The organism is Photorhabdus sp. S10-54 (genome assembly GCF_963878145.1).
GTDB classification, from domain to species: domain Bacteria; phylum Pseudomonadota; class Gammaproteobacteria; order Enterobacterales; family Enterobacteriaceae; genus Photorhabdus; species Photorhabdus kayaii.
Genome location: NZ_CAWNXG010000020.1, coordinates 1 through 20602, shown reverse-complemented (window position 1 = coordinate 20602; position 20602 = coordinate 1). Strand labels below are relative to the sequence as shown.

Sequence of the window (20602 nt, the reverse complement as noted above, 5' to 3'; positions counted from 1 at the left end):
AACGGGATATCGGGATTTTTATTTATGAACGCAACGCAAAAATCATTTCCATTGGAGATTAATCTTCCTCAACAGGCTGTCGGGCAAGTTGTTAATACCTTGCCAACAGGGGAAGTGGTCGTGGAGTATCAGCAGCGTGGCTGGCAATGTGGTGTCGCCATCAGTTGTTTGTTAATACCGCAAATCGGTGATGAGGTGCTGATTCATGGTGATGATAACCATCGGCTATGGGTGCTGGCGGTGTTAAGTCGGGCTGATGAACAGCAACCAGTGACGCTCACTGTTCCGGGAGATTTGCATATTGCTCCGCAAGGCGAATTGATGTTCCACAGTGCTGAACAGATCACTATTGATAGTCAATCTGTGCAGATTAGTGCGCAACAGAGTGATTGCCATATCACCCATATGCGTTACAGCGGTGATGAGTTGACGGCTTGGGTCAATGTGGCCTGTCTGCTTGGCCAGCGTGTGGAGGCATTGTGGAAAACCGTGGTTCAAATCAGCCAGCGCGTATTGCGTAAGGTCGAACAGGCAGAACATGTACGTGTTGGGCAACTGGATTGCCAGGCCCGCGATTATGTACGTTTACATGCACGTAATACCATCATTACGTCGCAGGCAGTGACGAAAGTGGATTCTGAACAGATTCATATGGGCTAAATGATGAGCAGAATACCAGAGAAAAACGCCGGGGTATACCGTTCTCCTGCAATCTATGGCGCTCCTATGTTGCTTGAGCGTCTGACTGAAAATGGCAATGATGGGGAACAGGTACCGTTTGGCAATAGCGCTCAACAGCTTCGCCTTTCGGTACTGCATAATTTGCAGGCTCTGCTTAACTGCGATCACTACTCTTCTGGAGCCGATCTTTCATCTTGGCCGCATGTTAGTACCAGTACGTTAAATTTTGGCATCCGGGCGCTGGCCGGAAAGTTTATTTCTCAGGTGAACTGGGAAAGTATTGAGTGCGCGATACGTGAAGCCATTATCCATTTTGAACCGCGCATTATTCCGCAGGAATTAATCATCACGGGAATGCGGGGTGATCAGCAACTGAATGCTCACAATATTCTCTGTTTTGAAATCCGAGGACATCTGTTGGGTTTTTCTCGCCCATTAGCCTTCACTTTCAGTAGCCATGTTGATCTGGAAAACGGGCATTTTGAGCTGGTGGATGGAGGATAAATCATGCATGAAAAATTACTGGAGTATTACAACCGCGAGTTGGCATGGCTACGTGAAATGGGAGATGAATTTGCCCGTTATTATCCTGGCATTGCCGGGCGGTTAGGGATGCAGGGCAATGACATTACCGATCCTTACGTTGAGCGTTTGCTGGAGGGCGTTGCTTTTTTGACTTCGCGTATTCAACTCAAGATGGATGCTGAATTTCCACGTTTCTCTGCCCAGTTGCTAGAAGCGCTTTATCCTAACTATCTTGCTGGCTTGCCTTCAATGGCAATTGTTGAATTACAACCAGATCCCACTAAGGGGGATTTGAGTAAAGGTTTTCTGGTGCCGCGAGGTTCATTGATGGAAAGTCAGGCACTGAAAAAGAAGGGGATCAGTTGCCGCTATCGTACCGCGCAGGATGTGACTTTGCAGCCGTTGCGTTTATTACAGGTGGAATTGGGGGGAGTATCCGCGGATGTTCCTCTTTCTGCCCTTGGCGGTGCTGAGGTGCAGGGCACTTTGCGTATTCAGCTATCGTGCTTTGACAATGTGTCATTGGGTGAATTGCAATGTGATGCGTTGATGTTCTACCTCAGTGGCGGTGATATTCCCGCTTTACAACTATTAGAGCTACTGATGGTGCATTGTCAGGGGGTATTGTGCCAAATCCCCGGCAATGCGGTACAACGGTTATTGTTGCCACCTCAGTCACTGCGTCATGAGGGGTTTACTGCCGAGCAGGCGTTGTTGCCCGTTGATTTGCGTAATGTCGACGCGTATCGCCTGTTGCAGGAATATTTTGCCTTTCCGGCCCGTTTCCAGTTTTTCAGCATCAGTGGCTTGCAGCCGTTGCTAGCGCAGGCCGGTAAACAACAGCGATTGGAAATTCAGATCCTGCTGGATGTACGTTCGCCACAGTTGGAAAAGGTGGTGGATGTTAGCCACTTGGCTCTACATTGTACCCCTGCTATCAATCTTTTTCCCCGTACCGCTGAACCGATGACGCTCAATGAACAACAGCATGAATACCATGTTGTGGTCGATAACATGCGTCCGCTTGATTATGAGGTTTTTTCTGTCACAGCATTACGCGGTATTGGTACTCAGCATGACAGCAACGAACGCTATATTTTCCATCCCCTTTATCGTACCCAATGTAGTGATGCGTTAGTTAATGCGGGGTATTTTTCTATCCGCCGTGAATCGCGCCTGTTGCCACAGCATGTGAATCGTTATGGCATGCGTTCTGATTATCTTGGCAGTGAGGTCTATCTCTCTTTGGCAGATGAGCATCATCCGCCTTGGCGCAGCGATTTGAAATATCTCAGTGCGGAAGTTCTGTGTACCAACCGTGATCTACCTTTATTACTGCAACGACAGGCGCAAGAGGGGCTGGTGATGCAGGATTCAGTTCCCGTTGCTGCTGTACGGTTGCGTAAAGGCCCTACTGAACCTCGTCCGGCATTGGCAGAGAGTAGTGCCTGCTGGCAGTTGATCAATCAATTACAGTTCAACTATTTCAGCTTGCAGAATTGCGCCACTGAACAAGGTGAAGCGGAATTACGGCGGTTATTACGTTTTCATGCCAGTCAGGCTGATGCGGTGATTGCTCAACAAATTAACGGCATCCGGAGTTGCCGCTTGCAAGCGCAGAATCGTCATATGGTTGGCACACCGCTATTTCGACGCGGGATTAGCGTGGCGTTGGAGATAGACGATCAGACATTTTCTGGCCGATCTCCTTGGCTAATAGGGAGCGTATTGGCACATCTATTTAGCCGTTTGGTGACAGTAAACAGTTTTGCGGAAACAACATTATCCAGTGTGCAACGGGGAGTTATCGGGTTCTGGTCGGCATGTGATGGAGTGAGGACATCGTTATGAAGATATTCGCCATACATGCCGACAATCAGATCGTACCGGCTGGAGAGAAAGCGCATGCTGCGTCATCTGCACTTGATGCGTATTTTTGGGCTGAAAGAGAAAAGAGGCCGTGGAATTTCGATCTGCTTCAGTTGTTGCGGCGGATTGATGCGCAGTCAGGTTCACCTTATCCACTGGGGCGTTCACCTTTACCGCGTGATGAACCCTTACGTTTGGGGCAACAGCCAGCATTATGCTTTGCGCCGGCAGAAATTGCGGCTATTGCACCTTATCCAAATGGCACTTGTTATCAGATTAATATCAATAACTTTGGCCTGTTTGGCCCGAATGGGCCTCTGCCTTTGCATGTCACCGAGTTTGCCTGGCAACGTCAGAAGCAACATAAAGATCATGCATTGAGTGCTTTTTTTAATCTGTTTCAGCACCGTCTGATCACTCTGTTTTGGCGTGCATGGGCGGATGCTCAACCTTGCCTCTCTTTTGATCGCAGTGATAACCGCCGCTTCGATTATTTTTTTGCCAGTTTGATCGGCCGGGGCCATTGCCTCCGGCACCAGCGGACACACCACTATATGGTGGGGCATCTGAACCGGCAGCTGCGTAACAAAGATGGCCTGTTGTGTCTGCTGCGTTACCACTTTGGCTTGCCGGTGACATTGCATGAAAACCAGTTTCATTGGTTGACGATAGACCGTGATGATCAGTTGCGGTTGCACAATGGTCATGCTGGTGCTCGGTTAGGCAGTACTACTCGTCTCGGTATTGCGGTGGCTGATGTGCAATATGCATTTTGTCTGGAACTTGGACCGCTCTCTTGGCCGGTATATCAGCGTTTCTTACCGGCTTCACGGTTTGCAACATCCTGTAGTGATGAGCTGCGGCAATTGTGTGACTGGGTTCGGTGTTATGTCGGCCTTGAATATGCCTGGAAGCTCAGAGTTACGCTGGATCATCAGCATTATCAAGGATGTTCGCTAGGAAGCGCTCAGTCTCTAGGGCAGAACTGTTGGTTAGGGCTGAATATCCACCATCATGATCGCAGTGATCTCTGTTTTAGCCCAGATAACCCTGCGCAGTCATAGCAGACTGTACTTGTTTTCTTTATCTACCAATATGGACGAGGATGTTATGTTGGATATCAATCGCCAATCACTGTTTAATAAACTGAATGCGCCGTTATTTCGAGCTTTGGACAGCGCCAGCACGTTTTGTAAATTGCGGGGCAATCCTTATGTGGAACTGGCGCACTGGTTGCATCAACTGATGCAGCAGGCAGCGGGTGATCTGCAACAGATCATGGGTTATTTTGCGCTGGATAAACAGCAAATGGCGCTGGACATTGTACAAACGCTGGATTCATTACCGCGTGGAGCCAGCTCGATTTCCGATCTCTCTACCCATATTGATGAAGCAGTGGAACAGGCTTGGGTATGTAGTTCTGTGACTTTTGCGGCAAGTGAGATCCGAGGGGCGCATCTATTGCTGGCATTGTTAACCACCTTTAATCTGCGCCAACATCTATTGGCGATTTCTGCTCAGTTTGCCCGGATTAATGCGGAGAGTCTGGCACAGGATTTTACCCGTATTCTGTGCGGCAGTACGGAAAATAGCCTACTGAAAACAGTGGCGGCAGAGAGTGGGGGAGAGCAGTTGGCATCCGACAGTGCGCTGCAATGTTATGCACAGGATATGACTGCATTGGCGCGTGCTGGACAAATTGATCCGGTTGTCGGGCGGGATAAAGAGATCCGCCAACTGATTGATATTCTGTTACGCCGTCGGCAAAACAATCCGTTGATTACCGGTGAGGCAGGGGTGGGTAAAACGGCGCTGGTAGAAGGGTTGGCGCTACGGATTGCATCGGGTGATTTACCACCGTCATTGTGCCATGTTCAGCTTTGGTCATTGGATATTGGCCGTTTAGAAGCAGGGGCGGGCCTGAAGGGAGAATTTGAAGCACGTTTGCAGGCGGTGATTAACGAGGTTCAACAAAGCCCAGTGCCCATTATTCTATTTATTGACGAGATTCACATGTTGATTGGCGCCGGTGGCGGGCAAGGGATAGGTGACGCGGCAAACCTGTTGAAACCGGCTCTGGCGCGTGGGCAGTTGCGCACTATTGGGGCGACCACTTGGGCAGAATACAAAAAGCACATTGAAAAAGATCCGGCGTTGACGCGACGTTTTCAGGTGTTGCAGGTTGCACAGCCGGACGAAGCATTAGCTTTACAGATGGTACGTAGCCTGTCCAGACAATTAGAACGACATCATGGCGTGTTATTGCTGGATGAAGCGTTAGAAGCCGCGGTATCGTTCTCTCATCGTTATATTCCGGCTCGCCAGTTGCCCGATAAAGCAATAGCCCTGCTTGACACCACTTGCGCACGGGTAGCGGTCAGTCAGCACAGCCCGCCGGCAGTATTGGAAGATTACCGCCGTCAGCTTGATGCACTTCAGATTGAATATGAGATTGTTTGCCGCGAACAGCAACTGGGTGGTGATGGCGATCATAGTGCACGTTTAGCACAGCTTGACGGCCAACGTCATGAATTGCAGGCAGAGGAGCAGCAAATCGCGCAGCGTTGGCAGGATGAAATGCGGCTGGCTCAGCAGATTATCAGCTTACGCCAGCAACTGATTGCTAATGATGAAGTATCGGCAGATGATGCGCAGCGTTTGGCTTGGCAAACACAATTACAAGATTGCCGACAACAATTGAGTTTATTGCAGGGGGAACAGCCATTAATTACGGTTGCAGTGGATGCCCACAGTGTTGCAGCCGTGGTTGCGGATTGGACTGGAATTCCTCTTGGCCGGATGGTGAAAAATGAGATCAGTATTGTCCAGAATTTGGAACATAGCTTGGAACAACGGGTTATTGGCCAGCAACATGCGTTAAGTATCATCAGTGAACGGGTACGTACGGCACGTGCACACTTGGGTGATCCCAATAAGCCGGTGGGGGTATTTCTGTTATGTGGCCCTTCTGGGGTAGGGAAAACCGAAACAGCGTTGGCATTGGCTGAAAATCTGTATGGTGGTGAGCAGAATCTGATCACTATCAACATGAGTGAGTTTCAGGAGCCACACAGTGTATCAACGTTGAAAGGGGCGCCGCCGGGATATGTCGGTTATGGTGAAGGTGGCGTGCTGACGGAGGCTGTTCGCCGACATCCATACAGTTTGGTGTTACTGGATGAGGTGGAAAAAGCACATCCTGATGTACATGAGCTGTTTTTTCAGGTGTTCGATAAAGGCTGGATGGAAGATGGAGAAGGTTGTCGCATTGATTTCCGCAATACGTTAATCATACTGACCTCGAATGTGGGTAGTCAGGAGGTTATCAGTGCCTGTACCCGGCAGGATGGTTTGCTGGATGTGGAAATGTTGACGCAGCAGTTACGTCAACCGCTGCTACGGATATTTCCTGCGGCTTTGCTTGGCCGTCTGACGGTCATTCCTTTCTTGTCATTGAGTGATGAAATGCTGGAAAAGATTGTACAATTGCAATTGACGCGGGTAGCCCAACGCCTGTGGGAAAATTATGGTATTAAAGCGCAATTTGATCGCCGAGTGACACAACAGATTATGGCTTGTTGTATGGAACAGGAATCTGGCGCTCGCAGGGTTGATTCTATTATTACTAATATTTTATTGCCGCAGATGAGTCGTAAATTGCTGACAGCAACGATGGAGAATCAACGTTATTCTCAATTGAAAGTTGCTTGGGAGAATGCGGCATTTCAGTGTTATTTTTGTTGAGATTGCCATATGTGCATAAAAACTTAAGCCTATATACCCAATGGATTTCAAGATACATCGCGACGGCAAGGGAGCGAGTCCCCGGGAGCATAGCAAACTATGTGACCGGGGTGAGTGAGTGCAGCCAACAAAGAGGCAACTTGAAAGATGACGGGTATATAAAGAAGGAAAATATATAATAGTACACTTTAGTTTTCACATAATCTCATCAATTAACTATTACATCTTAAAAAAATTTTGTGTTATTCAATTTGTTAACAGTGAGATTAATTTTTACCATTTATCGATACAAGGTAATAGTTGTAATAAGTCGGTCTGACAAGGTTATGAGGCAGGTTATCTTAACATAATGATCTGCATATTTTTATACATAATTTTATTAATAATAACCTGTTGACCGAGAGGTGAGCGCGTTATTATTAATTTGGAATCCTGTCCTTTCGAACAGGATTTTGTCAACGGATTGGTTTCATTGTTCATGATAGCTGGCATCATTAATGGGACGAAGTTATCACCCGTATTTATTAATCATCACTATTGTTGAAAACAGCATTTAATTTTTGTTGGTAAACGCTAAGGAAAAAAGCGTTGAATAGCGTTGACGATTGTTGGCGTATCTCTTCGGCGGTTTGTTGATAGCGGTCAGTAAAGTTATCCCATAACCTTGCTTTACGGTGTTGTGTGTTATTCAGGGGCCAGAAGTGGGCTGCCGGGACACTGTTTTCGTCGTAGGACGGATCAAAGCGATTTATTATGGTGTTAAGACAATAGAAAAGCGCTTCTTTCATTGCCTGTTCATGCCCGCCTGACATGGGGTATGTCTGTAGTGTGGTCATGTCGTTGGTTGTAGATGCGGAGGGTTCTGTTTTGAATAGACATAATGGATCGAGTTGTTTTATCTGCTCTTCCCATAGCTGTAGCGGTGTGGTAGAGCGGTAGGTGTTTGGCTGAAACAGGGCATGACTGTTGGTGCGTTGGCATTGAGTGGTAAAGAGTTCTATTGGATCAATAGGGCGGGTAGCGAGTTGATCAAGAGTTTGCAGGATCTCTGTTTCTGGTGACGAAAAATTGGCCGCAGAGAGTTGATCACTCGCTTTTTGGCTTTCTTCGGCGGGTAATGTTGTATTTAATTCATCCCATATTGCCTCAGAAAGATCGGCTTTTGTTATTTCCTGTTTGACGGAATGATATTTTGCCGTTTCTATTTCGTTCACAGTTAGGTAGTAATCACCAATTTGGAGCTTATTATTTTCTTGCAGAGATGCGATTTCTCCACGCGCTAATGGAATATTGTTAATCATCATGAAGGCCGTTCCAATATTAGTAATAGTGCAGACACCTTGGGCAGAAATATGTACACTGGCTTGTAATGCCGAAATACAACTATTTAGATCTGGCAACACAAAATGATTATTTTCGCTGGTGCCGATAGTTCCTCCGGGAGGATAAAAAATATGACTGCTATTGGCTGCCATATTGCCTGATGGAGGATTGATAAGGGTTATTTTCATAACAACGTTGCTTATTATATTGAGTAATAATTTACCCTTCCGCCACGAAAAAGGGATGCAGCATCCTAAAGAACACGAACATAGCGTATTCCGGGCGGAAGGTTATTTTTTACTGATTTAGTTATCAGTGCGTGTTTTCTTATTTACTGGTGTTCTTTTGGGTATCCCAATTAAATTCTACATCGGCACCACTTTTTCCTTCGTTATCTTGTTCTTTATAAACCACTTTGGCGATATTCGGTGAAAAGCTGTATTTCACGCCAATAGTGCCGGGTATAATGGCTGTTGAACCTTCTGTTAAATGTGGAATATCGCGGTTAAAGTCAACCAGTTCAATGCTGTCAAGCAATGCGCTACCAAGCGTAATCGTGGTGAACTCTTGTTGTTCGCCTCCTGCTTTACGCATGGTTAACTTTACTTCGGGCAAATGAACGCCTTGTGCTAATTTCTGCATTAACGTTGGCATTGCCTTATCCATCCGGGCATAGACCACCAGAGAGTGTACTTTGGCGCGTCCGCTGCCGCCTCCACCGCCACTACCGGTTTCTACTGGTTGTGATAGTTTCCATTCAAAGGTATGCACATCAATACCGTTAGGATGATTGCTATCTTTACATTCACCGGAGACATCTTTGATATCCAAATAGATGCTGTTGTTCATGATCACATTCCTTATTCAGTCATTTTCAGAATTAACCACCACTCTGTTTTAGAGAGGGCAGTTTTGATACCAGCCGCAGGGAAACCGTTAATCCCTCCAGTTGATAGTGGGGACGCAGGAAGAATTTGGCTTGATAATATCCGGGGTTATCTTCTTGTTCGATGACCTGTACTTCAGCCGCTGCTAGTGGTTTGCGCGCTTTGGTCTGTTGTGAGGAGTTGGCGGGATCACCGTCAACATAGTTGATGATCCATTTATTTAGCCAGCGTTCAATGTCGTCGCGGCTCTGAAATGATCCCACTTTGTCACGCACAATACATTTCAGATAGTGTGCAAATCGGCAGCAGGCAAACAGATAAGGTAAGCGAGCGGCCAGATTAGCGTTTGCTGTGGCGTCGGCATCCATATATTCCGCAGGTTTTTGCAGTGATTGTGCGCCGATAAATGCCGCAAAATCGGAGTTTTTACGGTAAACCAACGGGATAAAGCCATTTTTTGCTAACTCAGCCTCACGGCGATCACTGATAGCAATTTCCGTTGGGCATTTGATATCCAAACCACCATCATCTGTCGGAAAGGTGTGACAGATCAGTTTATCCACTGCTCCGCCTGATTCGACCCCTCGGATGGATGCACACCAGCCATATTCTTTAAAGGAACGGTTAATGTTCACCGCCATCGCATAGGCTGCATTGCTCCAGACATAGTTACTGTGGGTAGCTCCTGCGGTTTTTTCTTCAAAATCGAATCTTTCAACGGGATTAGTGATGATACCGTAAGGTAAACGTGCCAGAAAACGTGGCATGACCAAGCCAATGTAACGAGCATCTTCCGATTCGCGCAGACTACGCCAGGAAGCATATTCCGTGTTGAGAAAAATTTTGCTTAGATCGCGCGGGTTTGCCAGTTCTTGCCAGGTTTCCATCTGCATCACCCCCGGCGAAGCACTGCTGATAAAAGGGCAGTGGGCGGCAGCGGCGATACGGGCCATCTCTCCCAACAGTTCGATGTCTTGTGGATTGTGGTCGAAATAGTAATCACCTACCAAACAGCCAAGTGGTTCGCCACCAAATTGACCGTATTCTTCTTCATAAATCCGTTTGAAAACCGGGCTCTGATCCCAGGCGGTGCCTTTATAGCGTTTTAATGTACGTGCTAATTCTTTCTTTTCGACGCTCATCACACGTATTTTCAGCATTTCGCTGGTTTCCGTGTTACTGACTAAATAGAGCAGACCACGCCATGCACCCTCCAGTGCTTGAAAATCAGGGTGATGGAGAATTTCGTTGATCTGCTGCGAAAGTTTGTTATCAATGGCGGCAATCAGCGCCTGAATGGTGCCGAAAGTGTCGCTCGATAAGGTCAGGCTGTTTTCCAGTGCTTGATGTGCCAGAGTTTTAACGGCGTTTTCCACGGCAAGGCGTGCCTGATCCGTTTTAGGGCGAAATTCTTTCCTGAGTAACGCATTAAGTTCACTCTGGTTGTAGTGAGTGATTTGGCTAGGTTTTTCACCGGCTAAGTGGATTTCAGGCTGGCTCATGGCTGTCTCCCTGATCTTGTTTTGCTTCCGGGTTTATGGATTCTGTGTTGTTCAGCGGTGCAGTACTTAGCGATTTCAGTAATGCCGGATCTTGCAGGATAGTCGCGATTAGCTCTTCGGCTCCGCTTTTGCCATCCATATAAGACAGTAGGTTAGCCAGTTGAGTACGTGCTTCCAGGAGCTGATTAAGTGGTTCAACCTGACGTGCTATCGCATCAGGTAGAAAATCATCCATTGTGTTGAAAGTGAGAGCGACTTGAATTTTGCCTTCACCGCTTAAGGTGTTGTCCACCGGAAAGGTAACGCTTGGGAGTAGTGATTTCATGCGGTCATCGAAATTATCAACATCAATGTCGAGAAATTTTCGCTGACTGAGTGGAGGAAGTTGATCAGCAGATTTTCCGGCTAAATCCGACATTACTCCCATGACAAAAGGGAGTTGAACCTTACGTTCATCACCGTATAGTTCGACGTCGTATTCAATTTGTACTCGTGGTGCACGATTACGGGCGATGAATTTTTGCCCGCTGTTTGATCCTGACATAGTATTCTCCATCGACAAAATCAGTAGTTATGAGTCATTGACGGAGTAACAGCGGCTTTTCCAGCGTATTACCCCCATTTTGCGGTCTCCTCAGCTCGCGTTATGTCTGCTTTTTACAGCCCAAAAAGTGTTCAAGTTGATCGACAGCCTCTGGAGCAAGATTGCGCATAATGTTCATAAAATCCTGGTTAATGAGATGTTGCACTCGTGCAATCATCAATGGTGCCGGATGACTGGATTCATGTAATAGAAAGTACTGCCGTACCGCTTCCAGCGCTTGTTGAGCCTGTTCACGATTCTGGATACTGGATGGCTGCCAGCTATTGGATAGGCTTGGTTGGTGCGTATTGTTACCATTGCCCGGTAGGGGATGTTGGCTATCCTCCTCAATTTGAGCAGTATCGGGTTGCGGGGTGAGAAGCTGTACCAGATGGTGAAATATTGCCATTTGACGGCGCATATCTGGCAGGCCACTGTCACCAAGATGGCTACGTAATGTGTTAATCAGGCATTGCAGGGTGGCGGCTATTTGTGGGATTAGCTTTATCACCGGTGCTTCACCTTGCTGTAATTCAGCAATCAGAAGATCTATCCCGCCGGGAAATGGACTCTCTTCCGTGTTACTGTCATCCAGACATTTCATGATATCTGCCACGGTGAGGGTTATCCCATTCCGGCGGGCGAATTCGCACTGGCGCACCTGTTTAGCCAACGCAAAACCATCACCTAGCCCCTGTAACGCGTTGATACGCATCAGTGGATCCGGTTCACCATCCTGTTCTACGGCGGGCCACAAGGTTTCCCAATAATGCGCAACTGTCTGTTCCAATAACATCAGACCTTGTGCATATCCAACCAAGCCGTATTGGCGGCACCAGGCTTGCATGAGCAGGATAATAATGTGCAGATCTTTGCTGCGTACTAGCAGAGCAAGTGCGCTTTTCTCTATCTGTCGCCAGTCAGGTTCCTGTGTCGGAATGATAAAGTCGCCGAATTGCTGTTCAGCTTTTCCCTGCGACAATTGAATCAGATGTATGAATTCAGCGCTATATTCCAGATCTTCGCCACCGGGATGTTCCTGGCTGACCGGGTTAAGCAGAGGTGTGATATCCATCAAGGTTCTCCTTATGATTTGATACAGGTAAATTCCGGTACGACAAATGGGTTGTGTATGCTGTCGGGTATGAGTATCAGCGTGGCTTGGTGTCCTGCCAGATTAAAGGTGATGCGGTAATGTAGGCTGTCTTCCTGAAACCGCTTTCCGGCATCAATTAGCCTGTTTAATGCCCAAGGTCCTGAGGTTTCTAGTGACTTGGTTTTGCCATTAGCCAACAGCATGGTCAGTTTGGCTTTACCAGCATTGTTGCCGCCGGGCCAAGTGAAGTACCAAGGGGTCAGTGGGCCGTGGCTGTAACTGACGCTCTGATCGTTAAATGTCAGCGTTAAAGTCAAAATATCGTTGTCCATTCGCAGCGGTTGTAAAGTAAGAGAAAAAGAGGGTTGCGAAGAGGCCGTACTAAAGAATGCGTCACGGACAAACTGCGCTTGCCGGAATGTTTTTAGCAATGTCTGATCTTCGGGTTTAGTACTGCCTAATACCCAAGGGAAAAAGTGCCATTTATCACTTTGAGTGTTGACCTTATCCACCAAATACTGATTAAAAAAGCGATCCATCAGCCCCTGATTTGGTGCAAACATATGCGCCATGTCATCAAGGGTAATATCGCGTTTGCTGTGACGTGATAAGGGATAACGTCCGGCAATGGCTCCGCGACAGAAGTCACTAAGTTGAGCGCTGGCGAGTTGATGTATGCGTGAAACAGCCTGTTGCTGTGTGTCACCTTTGGCGCTCTGGGTCATGTCCATGACCATGTTGCGGAACGGTGCTGGTAGTCGGCCTGCGTCAGCTTGTAATTGTGTCAGGATCGTGTCGGAGGATGCTGTTGTGGTTTCGCCACTTTCCTGTAAAGCGGTAAGGTAGCGATAGAGATCGCCCAATTTTTTGAACGTATCATCGAAGGTAATAGTATTGCTGTTATCTCCCTGCGAGCGAGCCAGATCGAGTAGATCGCGGTAGTGGCTTCTGACAATCTGTTCTGGTGCAGGTAATGTAGAGGGAATGCTGGCAGCCGGAAACAGATTTTGCAGTTTTCGGCTGGTTTCATCATTCAATCGCTGGCCTAGTTGCGTGAGTTTATCGTTATCTTCCGGTGAGGAGAGTGCAATGATGTGGCTGATGTTAATCAGCAGATTGCGTAAGGGAGAATGGGTGCCGGAGAGAATCCGTACATTATTAATACGCTGGTTGAAGCTATTGGCCGGGATTAGGGCGATATCATTGAGAAAGGTATCCCATTCCAATATAAAATCGTTCATATAAAGTTGGCGCACTTGGTCAGCAGTATTATCTTCTGATTGTGATGGCATATTGAGGACCCAACAGTCAGTGTCGTGCACTGTTTTTACCGTATCATCTAGCTGTGCAACCAGACCGTGCCAGTATCCATCTGGCGTAAAGAAACCGGGGATGGCTGTCGTATCGGGCAGACCGCTGTTTCGTTTCAATACCAGTTCAGTCTGAGGGCCCGCGAGATCAATCAGATTGACAGATTTGAAACGTCCGTTATTCAGTACTCTTTTTTTGATGCTGGTATACACCCGTTGGGAAAACGTGGAGCGCATGATATTTTTTATCGCTTCCTGTATCAGTTGCTGATCTTTGTGCGGGGACCAAGAAGGCTGATTTTGATTCAGTAGTTGATAAAGATGCTGTTGGAATATCTTGCGTTGTGCCTCGTTTAGCTTGTCACCACCGGGAATATGAGACAGATTCAGCATCAGCCAAGCGGTAAGGAATTTGCCATCGTAATGCTGGGGCTGAAATAGCATCTGATAGGCTTTCAGGGCCTCATAGGTTGATTCGCTGTTATCGCCATCGGCTTGCTGACGCAAAATACTTTCAACCTGCTGTGTTACCAGTGGCAGTAATAAATTCTTTAACGCATGTTGATAAATCGAATAATTTGCACTGTTCAGTTGAGGGCCTCGATACAGCCCCATACCATAAGCAAGTGGAGGGTAGTCCGAATCAATTTGATGGTTTGTGGTGAATGACTGTAGCTGTGTCAGATATTGGAGCAAGTGTGGCAGATCACGAGTTGATGATTGGCTCAGCGCCTGACCCTGCTGTTCCAGCATTGGCAGTCGGGTTGTAATTTGTGCCAGATAGCTGTGGTTATTGTGGTAACTGGTCAATAATAGTACGCAGATCCCCGCCATGAAAGAGAGTAATAAGCTACATCCTACCAATAGGAAAAAGCGTCGGCGTAATTCATACAGGCGGTTGGTGCTGGCTAATCCGCTTTCAGCCAAAATAATTTTTTGAAATAGCTGTCTCAGGAAGTAGCTGCGGGCAGTTGTTCTGTTATCGTCGGTGTTTGCCGAAGAAAATGTATAACGGTAATCAGGCAGGTTATGCTGTGTAGCACCGTTGTGCCATGATTCCCCCTGTTTTTGATTGGCGCTGGTGAAATAGAGACCATGTGGTAACCACGGGCGATCAAAGCCGGAAGAGGTGAAAATAATATTGAGATAACGTATCAATACCGGACGAAGGTTCTCAAATGCTTGTGGGAAGGCGAAACTCTGTTCCCGCTGCACGATATCTTGTTGGGCCAGTAAGGTATCTGCCAGTGCAGCATCCAGACGCTGTTGCAGGTGATTATATTGTTCATCCAGCATCTGTTGTAAATCAGCATGGGAATGCCGTTCTTGTTGCCAAGGGAACGTAAAGCCCCAGACCTGATCCAACGCTTCGCCATAAAAACGGCTAAAATAACTGTTAAACCCCGGTAGCAGATCGGTTTTGGTGACCATCACGTAGACAGGAAAGTCAATTTTTAGCTGTAAACGCAAATCCATCAGTCGCTTACGTAGCAATAAAGCCTGATGATATTGGGCATCATTATCCTGTTGTAGTAGATCTTGGATGCTGATCGCCAAAATAACCGCGTTGATGGGTTGGCGTGGACGATAACGTTTTAGTAGTTTCAGTAAGGTCTGCCACAGAGGATTACCCTCTTTTAGGTATTCTCCGGCAGGGCTAAGGATGACGCCCTGAAAAGTGAAATACCATGAGCAGTGTGATTCGGCACTGGTTTCAGGGAGAGCAAATTGGCTTGGATAAGTTGTATGGTAGAAATCTAACCCTGAGTTCAGCAAAGCTTTGTCTTTGCCGCATCCCTGGGTACCTAAAACCAGATACCAAGGCAGATGATAGAGGTAGAACTTGCCTAGACGTATGGTAAGAGGGGCACCGTTTAAACGCAGACCGTGTTTAATCAAGGATGACGCCTGTTTAAAGCTATCCGCGAGGGATTGAGCAGCACTTCGGGGTGTTGGTGTGACATTGCTGACATGGTGTAAGCGGCGGCGCAAATGACCATTGGCCCAAAGCTGATAGAGGAAAGGTAACAGCCGTAGTAACAACCACAGCGAAATTAGTACAGCGATTGCTATTTGGCGTTGAGTTTCAGTGACTAATGGATGTAGATCGCCGATGGCGATAAATGGCCCCATGATCCAAATGAGCAGGCACAGCCCGGCAACAATGAGTGCCCCCCAAAACAGGCGATTGGTGATGATGGCGATAAATGCTTTCAACATTTTCTTTCTCTCTTGCCTACTGATCTGAATTATCTGGCGTGGTGTTGAAAATAATTTCAATACGACGGTTCAATGCTCGATTCTTGGCGTTGGTATTGGGGACTAAAGGGGCTTGTGCACCGGCGCTTTCAACCTGTAGCCGTTGTGGTTGCCGCAGACCAGTGCGGAGCTGTTGTGCTACGGTTTCTGCTCGCGCCAGTGACAGGGCATAGTTAGAAGAGTAGGCATGTGTATGAATTGGCAGGTTGTCACTGTGCCCGCGGACGATAATTTTTCCGGTAGTCAGATTCAGTTGTTTGGCAAGATCCTGGAGAGGTGCCAGATAACGCGGGTTCAGCGTTGCTGATGCAGAAGCAAACAGGTTGCCTCCCTGTAGGGTAACACTGACATTATCTGCGTTCTGGCTGACGGTGCTCTCTTGCTGCCCCAACATGGATTGCAACATCTGCCGTAGATGAGCAACAGAAAAACGTTCAACCGGTAATGTGGCTTCCGGTAGGGGCAGGTTATATATGGATGTCAACACCGGTTCTGTCTGTTGATTAAGCCGGGTATTCAGCCCAATGTAGAGTAGACCGGTCAACAGGACGCAGGACAGTGAGCAAAACAATAGAAAGTGGGATAGCCGTGATGGTTGATCTGTGTTAACTGGCAGAGAAGGAGGTGCTACGCTTAAGGTGGCAGAATATTCCCCTCTTACCTGAAGCAGGCGTATTGCCAGGCGCTGAATTAAGGTTTCCAGTTGAGCGAGACCATTTTCCACCAGACGATAGCGTCCACCAAATCCTAGCAGTAAGCAGAAGTAGAATAGTTCGAGCAGATCGATATGTTTACTCGGTTGTTGCAGCAACATATCCAGTAACTTGAAAAATTTTTCACCACCGCTGCTCTCTTTGTGGAATGTGACTAACAGGCCATTACCTGACCAGATACTGTTGTCTCCCCAAGAGGTCAGTGCCACTGCCTCATCCAGAGAAGTACACAGGCAGTAACGGGCGCCGAGAATGGTTTCATAGCTGAATCCTGCCTGTTGGCACTGTTTCTCAAAGCGATAGATTTCTCCGATCAGTTGTTGACGTAACTGACCTGAATCTTCCGGTTTAGCGGCGTGACGGATGTGTGGCATGGCATTTAACAGTGGATAAGCAGCCTGCACCAATGGGTTATAGTAGTTGCGATTCATCGGTTTATCTCCTCATCATCAGACAGGCGTTTAAGTGCCCAAAATGCCATTTTTAGACCAGGAAACTCGCCAGCAACGTAGAAGGCGAACACACCGGATTTTCTTAACGACTGCTCAGTCTCTCCATCAAGCGCCAATTTGAAGTAGCAGAACCCATTCTGATAGGGAAGTTGCCTGGGGATCTGTGCCAGGTGGTGCAGAGCGATACCGGGCAATTGCAAACGTACGAGATCGCGTATGTGGTCAGCGGGGGCGATTTTGATTTGGGCCGGAAAGTGAGCCATAAAAGCGTTATGTTCTATTTCTGACTTTACGGCTAAGATGAAGTGATAATCACTCAGATTCATCTGTTCCGGTAGTGACGCTACATTCAATCCTGGCAGACGTTTAGTTAGGGGCAGTGAAACAACATATTCTTCCAGCACGATGGACAGATTGCGTTGCAGTAATGTCAGGAGATGGGTGAAGCAGCCGCCAATATCCTGATGGTTGTAGCGGGGTAACTCGCCTTCCAGCGTATAGGGCACCTGAAATGAGCTCATTTCCAGTGCGTAGCTGATCCAAATGAGAAAAAGCGTTTCCGGTGCTTGTTGAGGCAGATGCATGATGTGTTGAAGTTGAGCACAGAAACGGTTTAACAGTGCTTGTTGTAACAAATCGCGGGTACTGGAGCCGTTGTATTGCAGATGACGGCTAAGTTGTTGGCAGCGTTGCAGTAACAGGCCATAAAGATCACTCGTCATGCGCTGTAATAATGAATTTGCCCAACAATTAAGCAACGGCGGAATGTACCCAGTATCCAGAATGACGACACCATCCTGATTTTTTTCTAAAACCCGCAGTACACCCATAGCAATCCACTCACCATTCAGTTCATTTTTTGGCAGCAGGCGCAGGCGTAATCTGCCGCAATGTAGGGTAGTACTACCGAGTGTTAACGCATTGACGTCGTTGACCTCTTTTTCGAAAGCTTGATAACGTGCCAGAGAGTCGGGAGCATCATAGAAACTAACGGATTCGCGTCCGGCCAAATATGCCGGTATAGCTAGGGTGATAATTTGCGAACGCAATGAAGGGCTGATTTCTAACGTGGGTGGTGCTTCATCGGTTTCAGTAAATTCAAAGGTGGTACCGTCAGGCATAATACCACTGGCTGCCAGCAGTGAGATTTTTCCCAAAGCAAGTTGGCTTTCATCGAGTTTTAATGATGAAAATCCCCAATTGTAGGCTCGTTGTAGAGCTCCCCATTGACGCAGGCGTGCATCTACATATTCATCTGCTTGTTGAAAATGGTGGGGGCGTAAAAACATGCCTTCCATCCAGAGAACTTTATGTGCATTTTTCATGGGTGATCTCCTGAGCATGTGTGATTTATTTATCGGATGCAGATGCAATCTGTAATCCGTGTGAAGTAACAGTAATCAACTGATAAGGCTCAGAGGATGAAAAAGGATTCAAAACCGATAAATAAGAGGCGGTTGGAAACGATGATAAGGGAATAGTGAGCCGCCATTGTTTATCGGTAATATTTTGATATTCTGCCCAGATAGCAATATATTTTTCTGTTGACGGTGCATTAACTGTAATACTGATATTATTTTCTTCTTTTCGTGGCAACAAGAAGATTGATCTTTGATAAATCACCGTATTAGCTAAGACGGAATGGGTATTTTTTTGTAAAGCCCCGATATCTGCCTGATTAAATTTATCTGGATCATTTAATAACAATATATTTAATTTTAGCGGCGCATGATGGTTAATATCACCTTGCGCCTGAAATTTAATGGTATACAAAATATTTTTTTCCACTTTATTTGTAGAACAGCTCACAGTCAGCAGTATGCTCAACAGGATAAAAGAGGAAAAAGAGTGACGTTTATAGTGAGGTAAAAATAGCATAGAAATCCCTCCATTACAGACCCAACAGCAGTACCTTAAGCTGGCTGGGAATTAAACGCATGCCGATCATATTGGTACTATTTTGTAAACTCAGGCTGGTAACGCGGGTAGCGGGAAATCCTTTAATTAAAGTGGTAAAGGAGCCGATTAAATGGCGTGAAGGTCCCATTACGGTACCGGAAATAATACCGAGATTGACGCCAAGGTTATCGCCAAAGCTGGTATTCGTCACTGTTGCCATATTATGTGCCGGCATTCCCATAAACAGCACTTTATAAGTGTGAGGCGTCGCCATCAGACCTAGAGTCATATTAGGGTATGGAACAGGCACGGGTACAGGCAAAGGTGTCATACAGACATCTGGAAATGCCAGATCCATACCAAAAAGTTGGCAATTCGCAAACATATCATCACCTATTAAATTAATGTGTTGCTATTTATAGCCAATAGATTAGCAAAAGAGAAAATAAAACCAATAAGGTATTAACCTTATTTTCTGGAGTGATTTTAAAATATGAATATTGTTCTCAACTTATTCTGAAAAATAAGGGTTTTGTCTGATCCTAACTGAAAGAGTATTCTAGGAAAATCTTATAAACAGTAGGGAATAACATTAGTCATTAATGTATGAAATGGCAATGCCGGGATTTCTTTATAATAAAAAATACTTAAGAACATTAATGTAATCGGATGGGATAATGAATACAGTTGAATTGCTCAAACATATTTATGACATAAATTTATCGTATCTGCTATTAGCTCAGCGGTTAATTAACCATGAAAAAGCATCAGCGATGTTCCGTTTAGGTATTAGCGATTCTATGGCTGATACGTTATCTAAATTGACATTACCTCAGTTGGTCAAACTTGCTGAGACGAATCAATTAATTTGTCATTTACGGTTCGAAAACAGTAAAACTATTCAGCAACTTACCAAGAAATCTCGGATAGATGATTTACAAAAAACACATACAGGGATTTTGTTATCGACTCATCTGTTTCAACAGTTATCTTCGAAAGATGATATTTCAGTGAAGAAAAGAGTATTGAGAGATGGTTGAGAAAAGTATCGTTCAAGAGATTAAGGATATACAGCTAGCGGCGGAACTGATCACTTTAGGCGCACGGTTACAAATGCTGGAAAGTGAAACGAAGCTGAGCAGAGGACGATTAATTAAGCTTTATAAAGAGTTGAGAGGAAGCCCACCGCCTAAGGGAATGCTCCCGTTTTCAACCGATTGGTTTATGATCTGGGAACAGAATATTCATTCATCCATGTTTTACAATGCCTATCGTTTCTTACTTAAAGGGGGTTATTGTGAAGGTGTAGGGGCTGTGATTAAAGCTTATCGACTCTACCTTGAACAGTGTTCTCCTGTTGAGGGAAATGAGCCGATTCTAGCGCTGACTCGTGCCTGGACTCTGGTACGTTTTATAGACAGTGGTATGTTGCAACCTTCACCATGTCGTACTTGTGGTGGAACGTTTATTACTCATGCTTATCAACCGGTGAATAGCTTTATTTGTAGCCTTTGTCAGCCGCCATCACGTGCAGTAAAGAGAGTTACTTTTCCCCTTAGTCTGCTAGGTGTTTAATCCAGTCGCAATTTTTTGCTTATGTAAATCTGACAGAGGTCGGTATTTCAGGATAATTAACCTGAACTCTGGATAAAAAAATGGAACTAAGTGCCTGTTCCAAGATCAAAATTTTCGACCAAGAAAAAAACGATCTTATTAGGAACAGGCATGGATAAACTAGTTGAACTCTTCTGCGATGTCG

The 20602-nt window shown here is 46.3% G+C and carries 16 protein-coding genes and 1 pseudogene; 7 read left to right on the top strand and 10 right to left on the bottom strand.

Annotated elements, in window-relative coordinates:
* Positions 1-24: 24 nt before the first annotated feature.
* The 5 genes from AACQ83_RS12675 to tssH are packed head-to-tail and all read left to right on the top strand — an operon-like array spanning position 25 to position 6819.
* Entirely contained in the window at positions 25-660 is a 636-nt protein-coding gene (locus AACQ83_RS12675; RefSeq protein ID WP_112878014.1) for a DUF3540 domain-containing protein, read from the top strand.
* A 3-nt stretch (positions 661-663) separates the two neighbouring features.
* Positions 664-1185, top strand: coding sequence for a type VI secretion system baseplate subunit TssE (gene tssE / locus AACQ83_RS12670; protein WP_158537771.1), 522 nt, complete (start codon positions 664-666; stop codon positions 1183-1185).
* Between the two features lie 3 nt (positions 1186-1188).
* Positions 1189-3057 carry a type VI secretion system baseplate subunit TssF gene (gene tssF / locus AACQ83_RS12665; protein ID WP_112878012.1) on the top strand — a complete coding sequence of 623 codons (1869 nt, stop codon included), beginning with the start codon at positions 1189-1191 and terminating at the stop codon, positions 3055-3057.
* A complete protein-coding gene (tssG, locus tag AACQ83_RS12660; RefSeq protein ID WP_112878011.1) occupies positions 3054-4139 on the top strand; it encodes a type VI secretion system baseplate subunit TssG in 1086 nt (361 codons plus the stop codon). The genes tssF and tssG overlap by 4 nt, the downstream gene beginning before the upstream one ends.
* Before the next feature lie 46 nt (positions 4140-4185).
* Positions 4186-6819, top strand: a complete 2634-nt coding sequence (gene tssH / locus AACQ83_RS12655) for a type VI secretion system ATPase TssH (protein ID WP_112878010.1) — start codon at positions 4186-4188, stop codon at positions 6817-6819.
* Between the two features lie 524 nt (positions 6820-7343).
* Here the strand turns inward: tssH and AACQ83_RS12650 are convergent.
* From AACQ83_RS12650 to AACQ83_RS12605, 10 genes are all read right to left on the bottom strand, one after another.
* Positions 7344-8330, bottom strand: a complete 987-nt coding sequence (locus AACQ83_RS12650; RefSeq protein WP_112878009.1) for a type VI secretion system-associated FHA domain protein — start codon at positions 8328-8330, stop codon at positions 7344-7346.
* Positions 8331-8469: 139 nt separating this feature from the next.
* Positions 8470-8991, bottom strand: coding sequence for an Hcp family type VI secretion system effector (locus AACQ83_RS12645; RefSeq protein WP_112878008.1), 522 nt, complete (start codon positions 8989-8991; stop codon positions 8470-8472).
* A gap of 31 nt (positions 8992-9022) precedes the next feature.
* A complete protein-coding gene (gene tssC, locus AACQ83_RS12640; RefSeq protein WP_112878007.1) occupies positions 9023-10531 on the bottom strand; it encodes a type VI secretion system contractile sheath large subunit in 1509 nt (502 codons plus the stop codon).
* On the bottom strand, positions 10518-11075 hold the full coding sequence (gene tssB / locus AACQ83_RS12635; protein ID WP_112878006.1) for a type VI secretion system contractile sheath small subunit: 558 nt from the start codon (positions 11073-11075) through the stop codon (positions 10518-10520). The genes tssC and tssB overlap by 14 nt, the downstream gene beginning before the upstream one ends.
* 100 nt (positions 11076-11175) lie before the next feature.
* Positions 11176-12189: a type VI secretion system protein TssA gene (gene tssA, locus AACQ83_RS12630; RefSeq protein WP_112878005.1), complete on the bottom strand. Its 1014-nt coding sequence runs from the start codon at positions 12187-12189 to the stop codon at positions 11176-11178.
* A gap of 11 nt (positions 12190-12200) precedes the next feature.
* The gene (gene tssM / locus AACQ83_RS12625; RefSeq protein WP_112878004.1) at positions 12201-15740 is read right to left on the bottom strand and encodes a type VI secretion system membrane subunit TssM; all 3540 of its coding nucleotides are present in this window, start codon (positions 15738-15740) and stop codon (positions 12201-12203) included.
* A gap of 16 nt (positions 15741-15756) precedes the next feature.
* Entirely contained in the window at positions 15757-16923 is a 1167-nt protein-coding gene (icmH, locus tag AACQ83_RS12620) for a type IVB secretion system protein IcmH/DotU (protein WP_112878003.1), read from the bottom strand.
* A complete protein-coding gene (gene tssK, locus AACQ83_RS12615) occupies positions 16920-18269 on the bottom strand; it encodes a type VI secretion system baseplate subunit TssK (protein WP_158537770.1) in 1350 nt (449 codons plus the stop codon). Before tssK ends, icmH begins: the two co-directional genes overlap by 4 nt.
* A gap of 25 nt (positions 18270-18294) precedes the next feature.
* The gene (gene tssJ / locus AACQ83_RS12610; protein WP_112878001.1) at positions 18295-18822 is read right to left on the bottom strand and encodes a type VI secretion system lipoprotein TssJ; all 528 of its coding nucleotides are present in this window, start codon (positions 18820-18822) and stop codon (positions 18295-18297) included.
* Between the two features lie 13 nt (positions 18823-18835).
* Positions 18836-19228, bottom strand: coding sequence for a DUF4150 domain-containing protein (locus AACQ83_RS12605; RefSeq protein ID WP_112878000.1), 393 nt, complete (start codon positions 19226-19228; stop codon positions 18836-18838).
* Between the two features lie 292 nt (positions 19229-19520).
* On the opposite strand from AACQ83_RS12605, the gene flhD reads away from it, so the two are divergent.
* Both flhD and flhC read left to right on the top strand, forming a co-directional pair.
* Positions 19521-19883: a flagellar transcriptional regulator FlhD gene (gene flhD, locus AACQ83_RS12600; protein WP_112877999.1), complete on the top strand. Its 363-nt coding sequence runs from the start codon at positions 19521-19523 to the stop codon at positions 19881-19883.
* Positions 19876-20385, top strand: a pseudogene (gene flhC, locus AACQ83_RS12595) (flagellar transcriptional regulator FlhC); the annotation flags it as partial. The gene flhD and the pseudogene flhC, both read left to right, overlap by 8 nt.
* Positions 20386-20602: the final 217 nt, after the last annotated feature.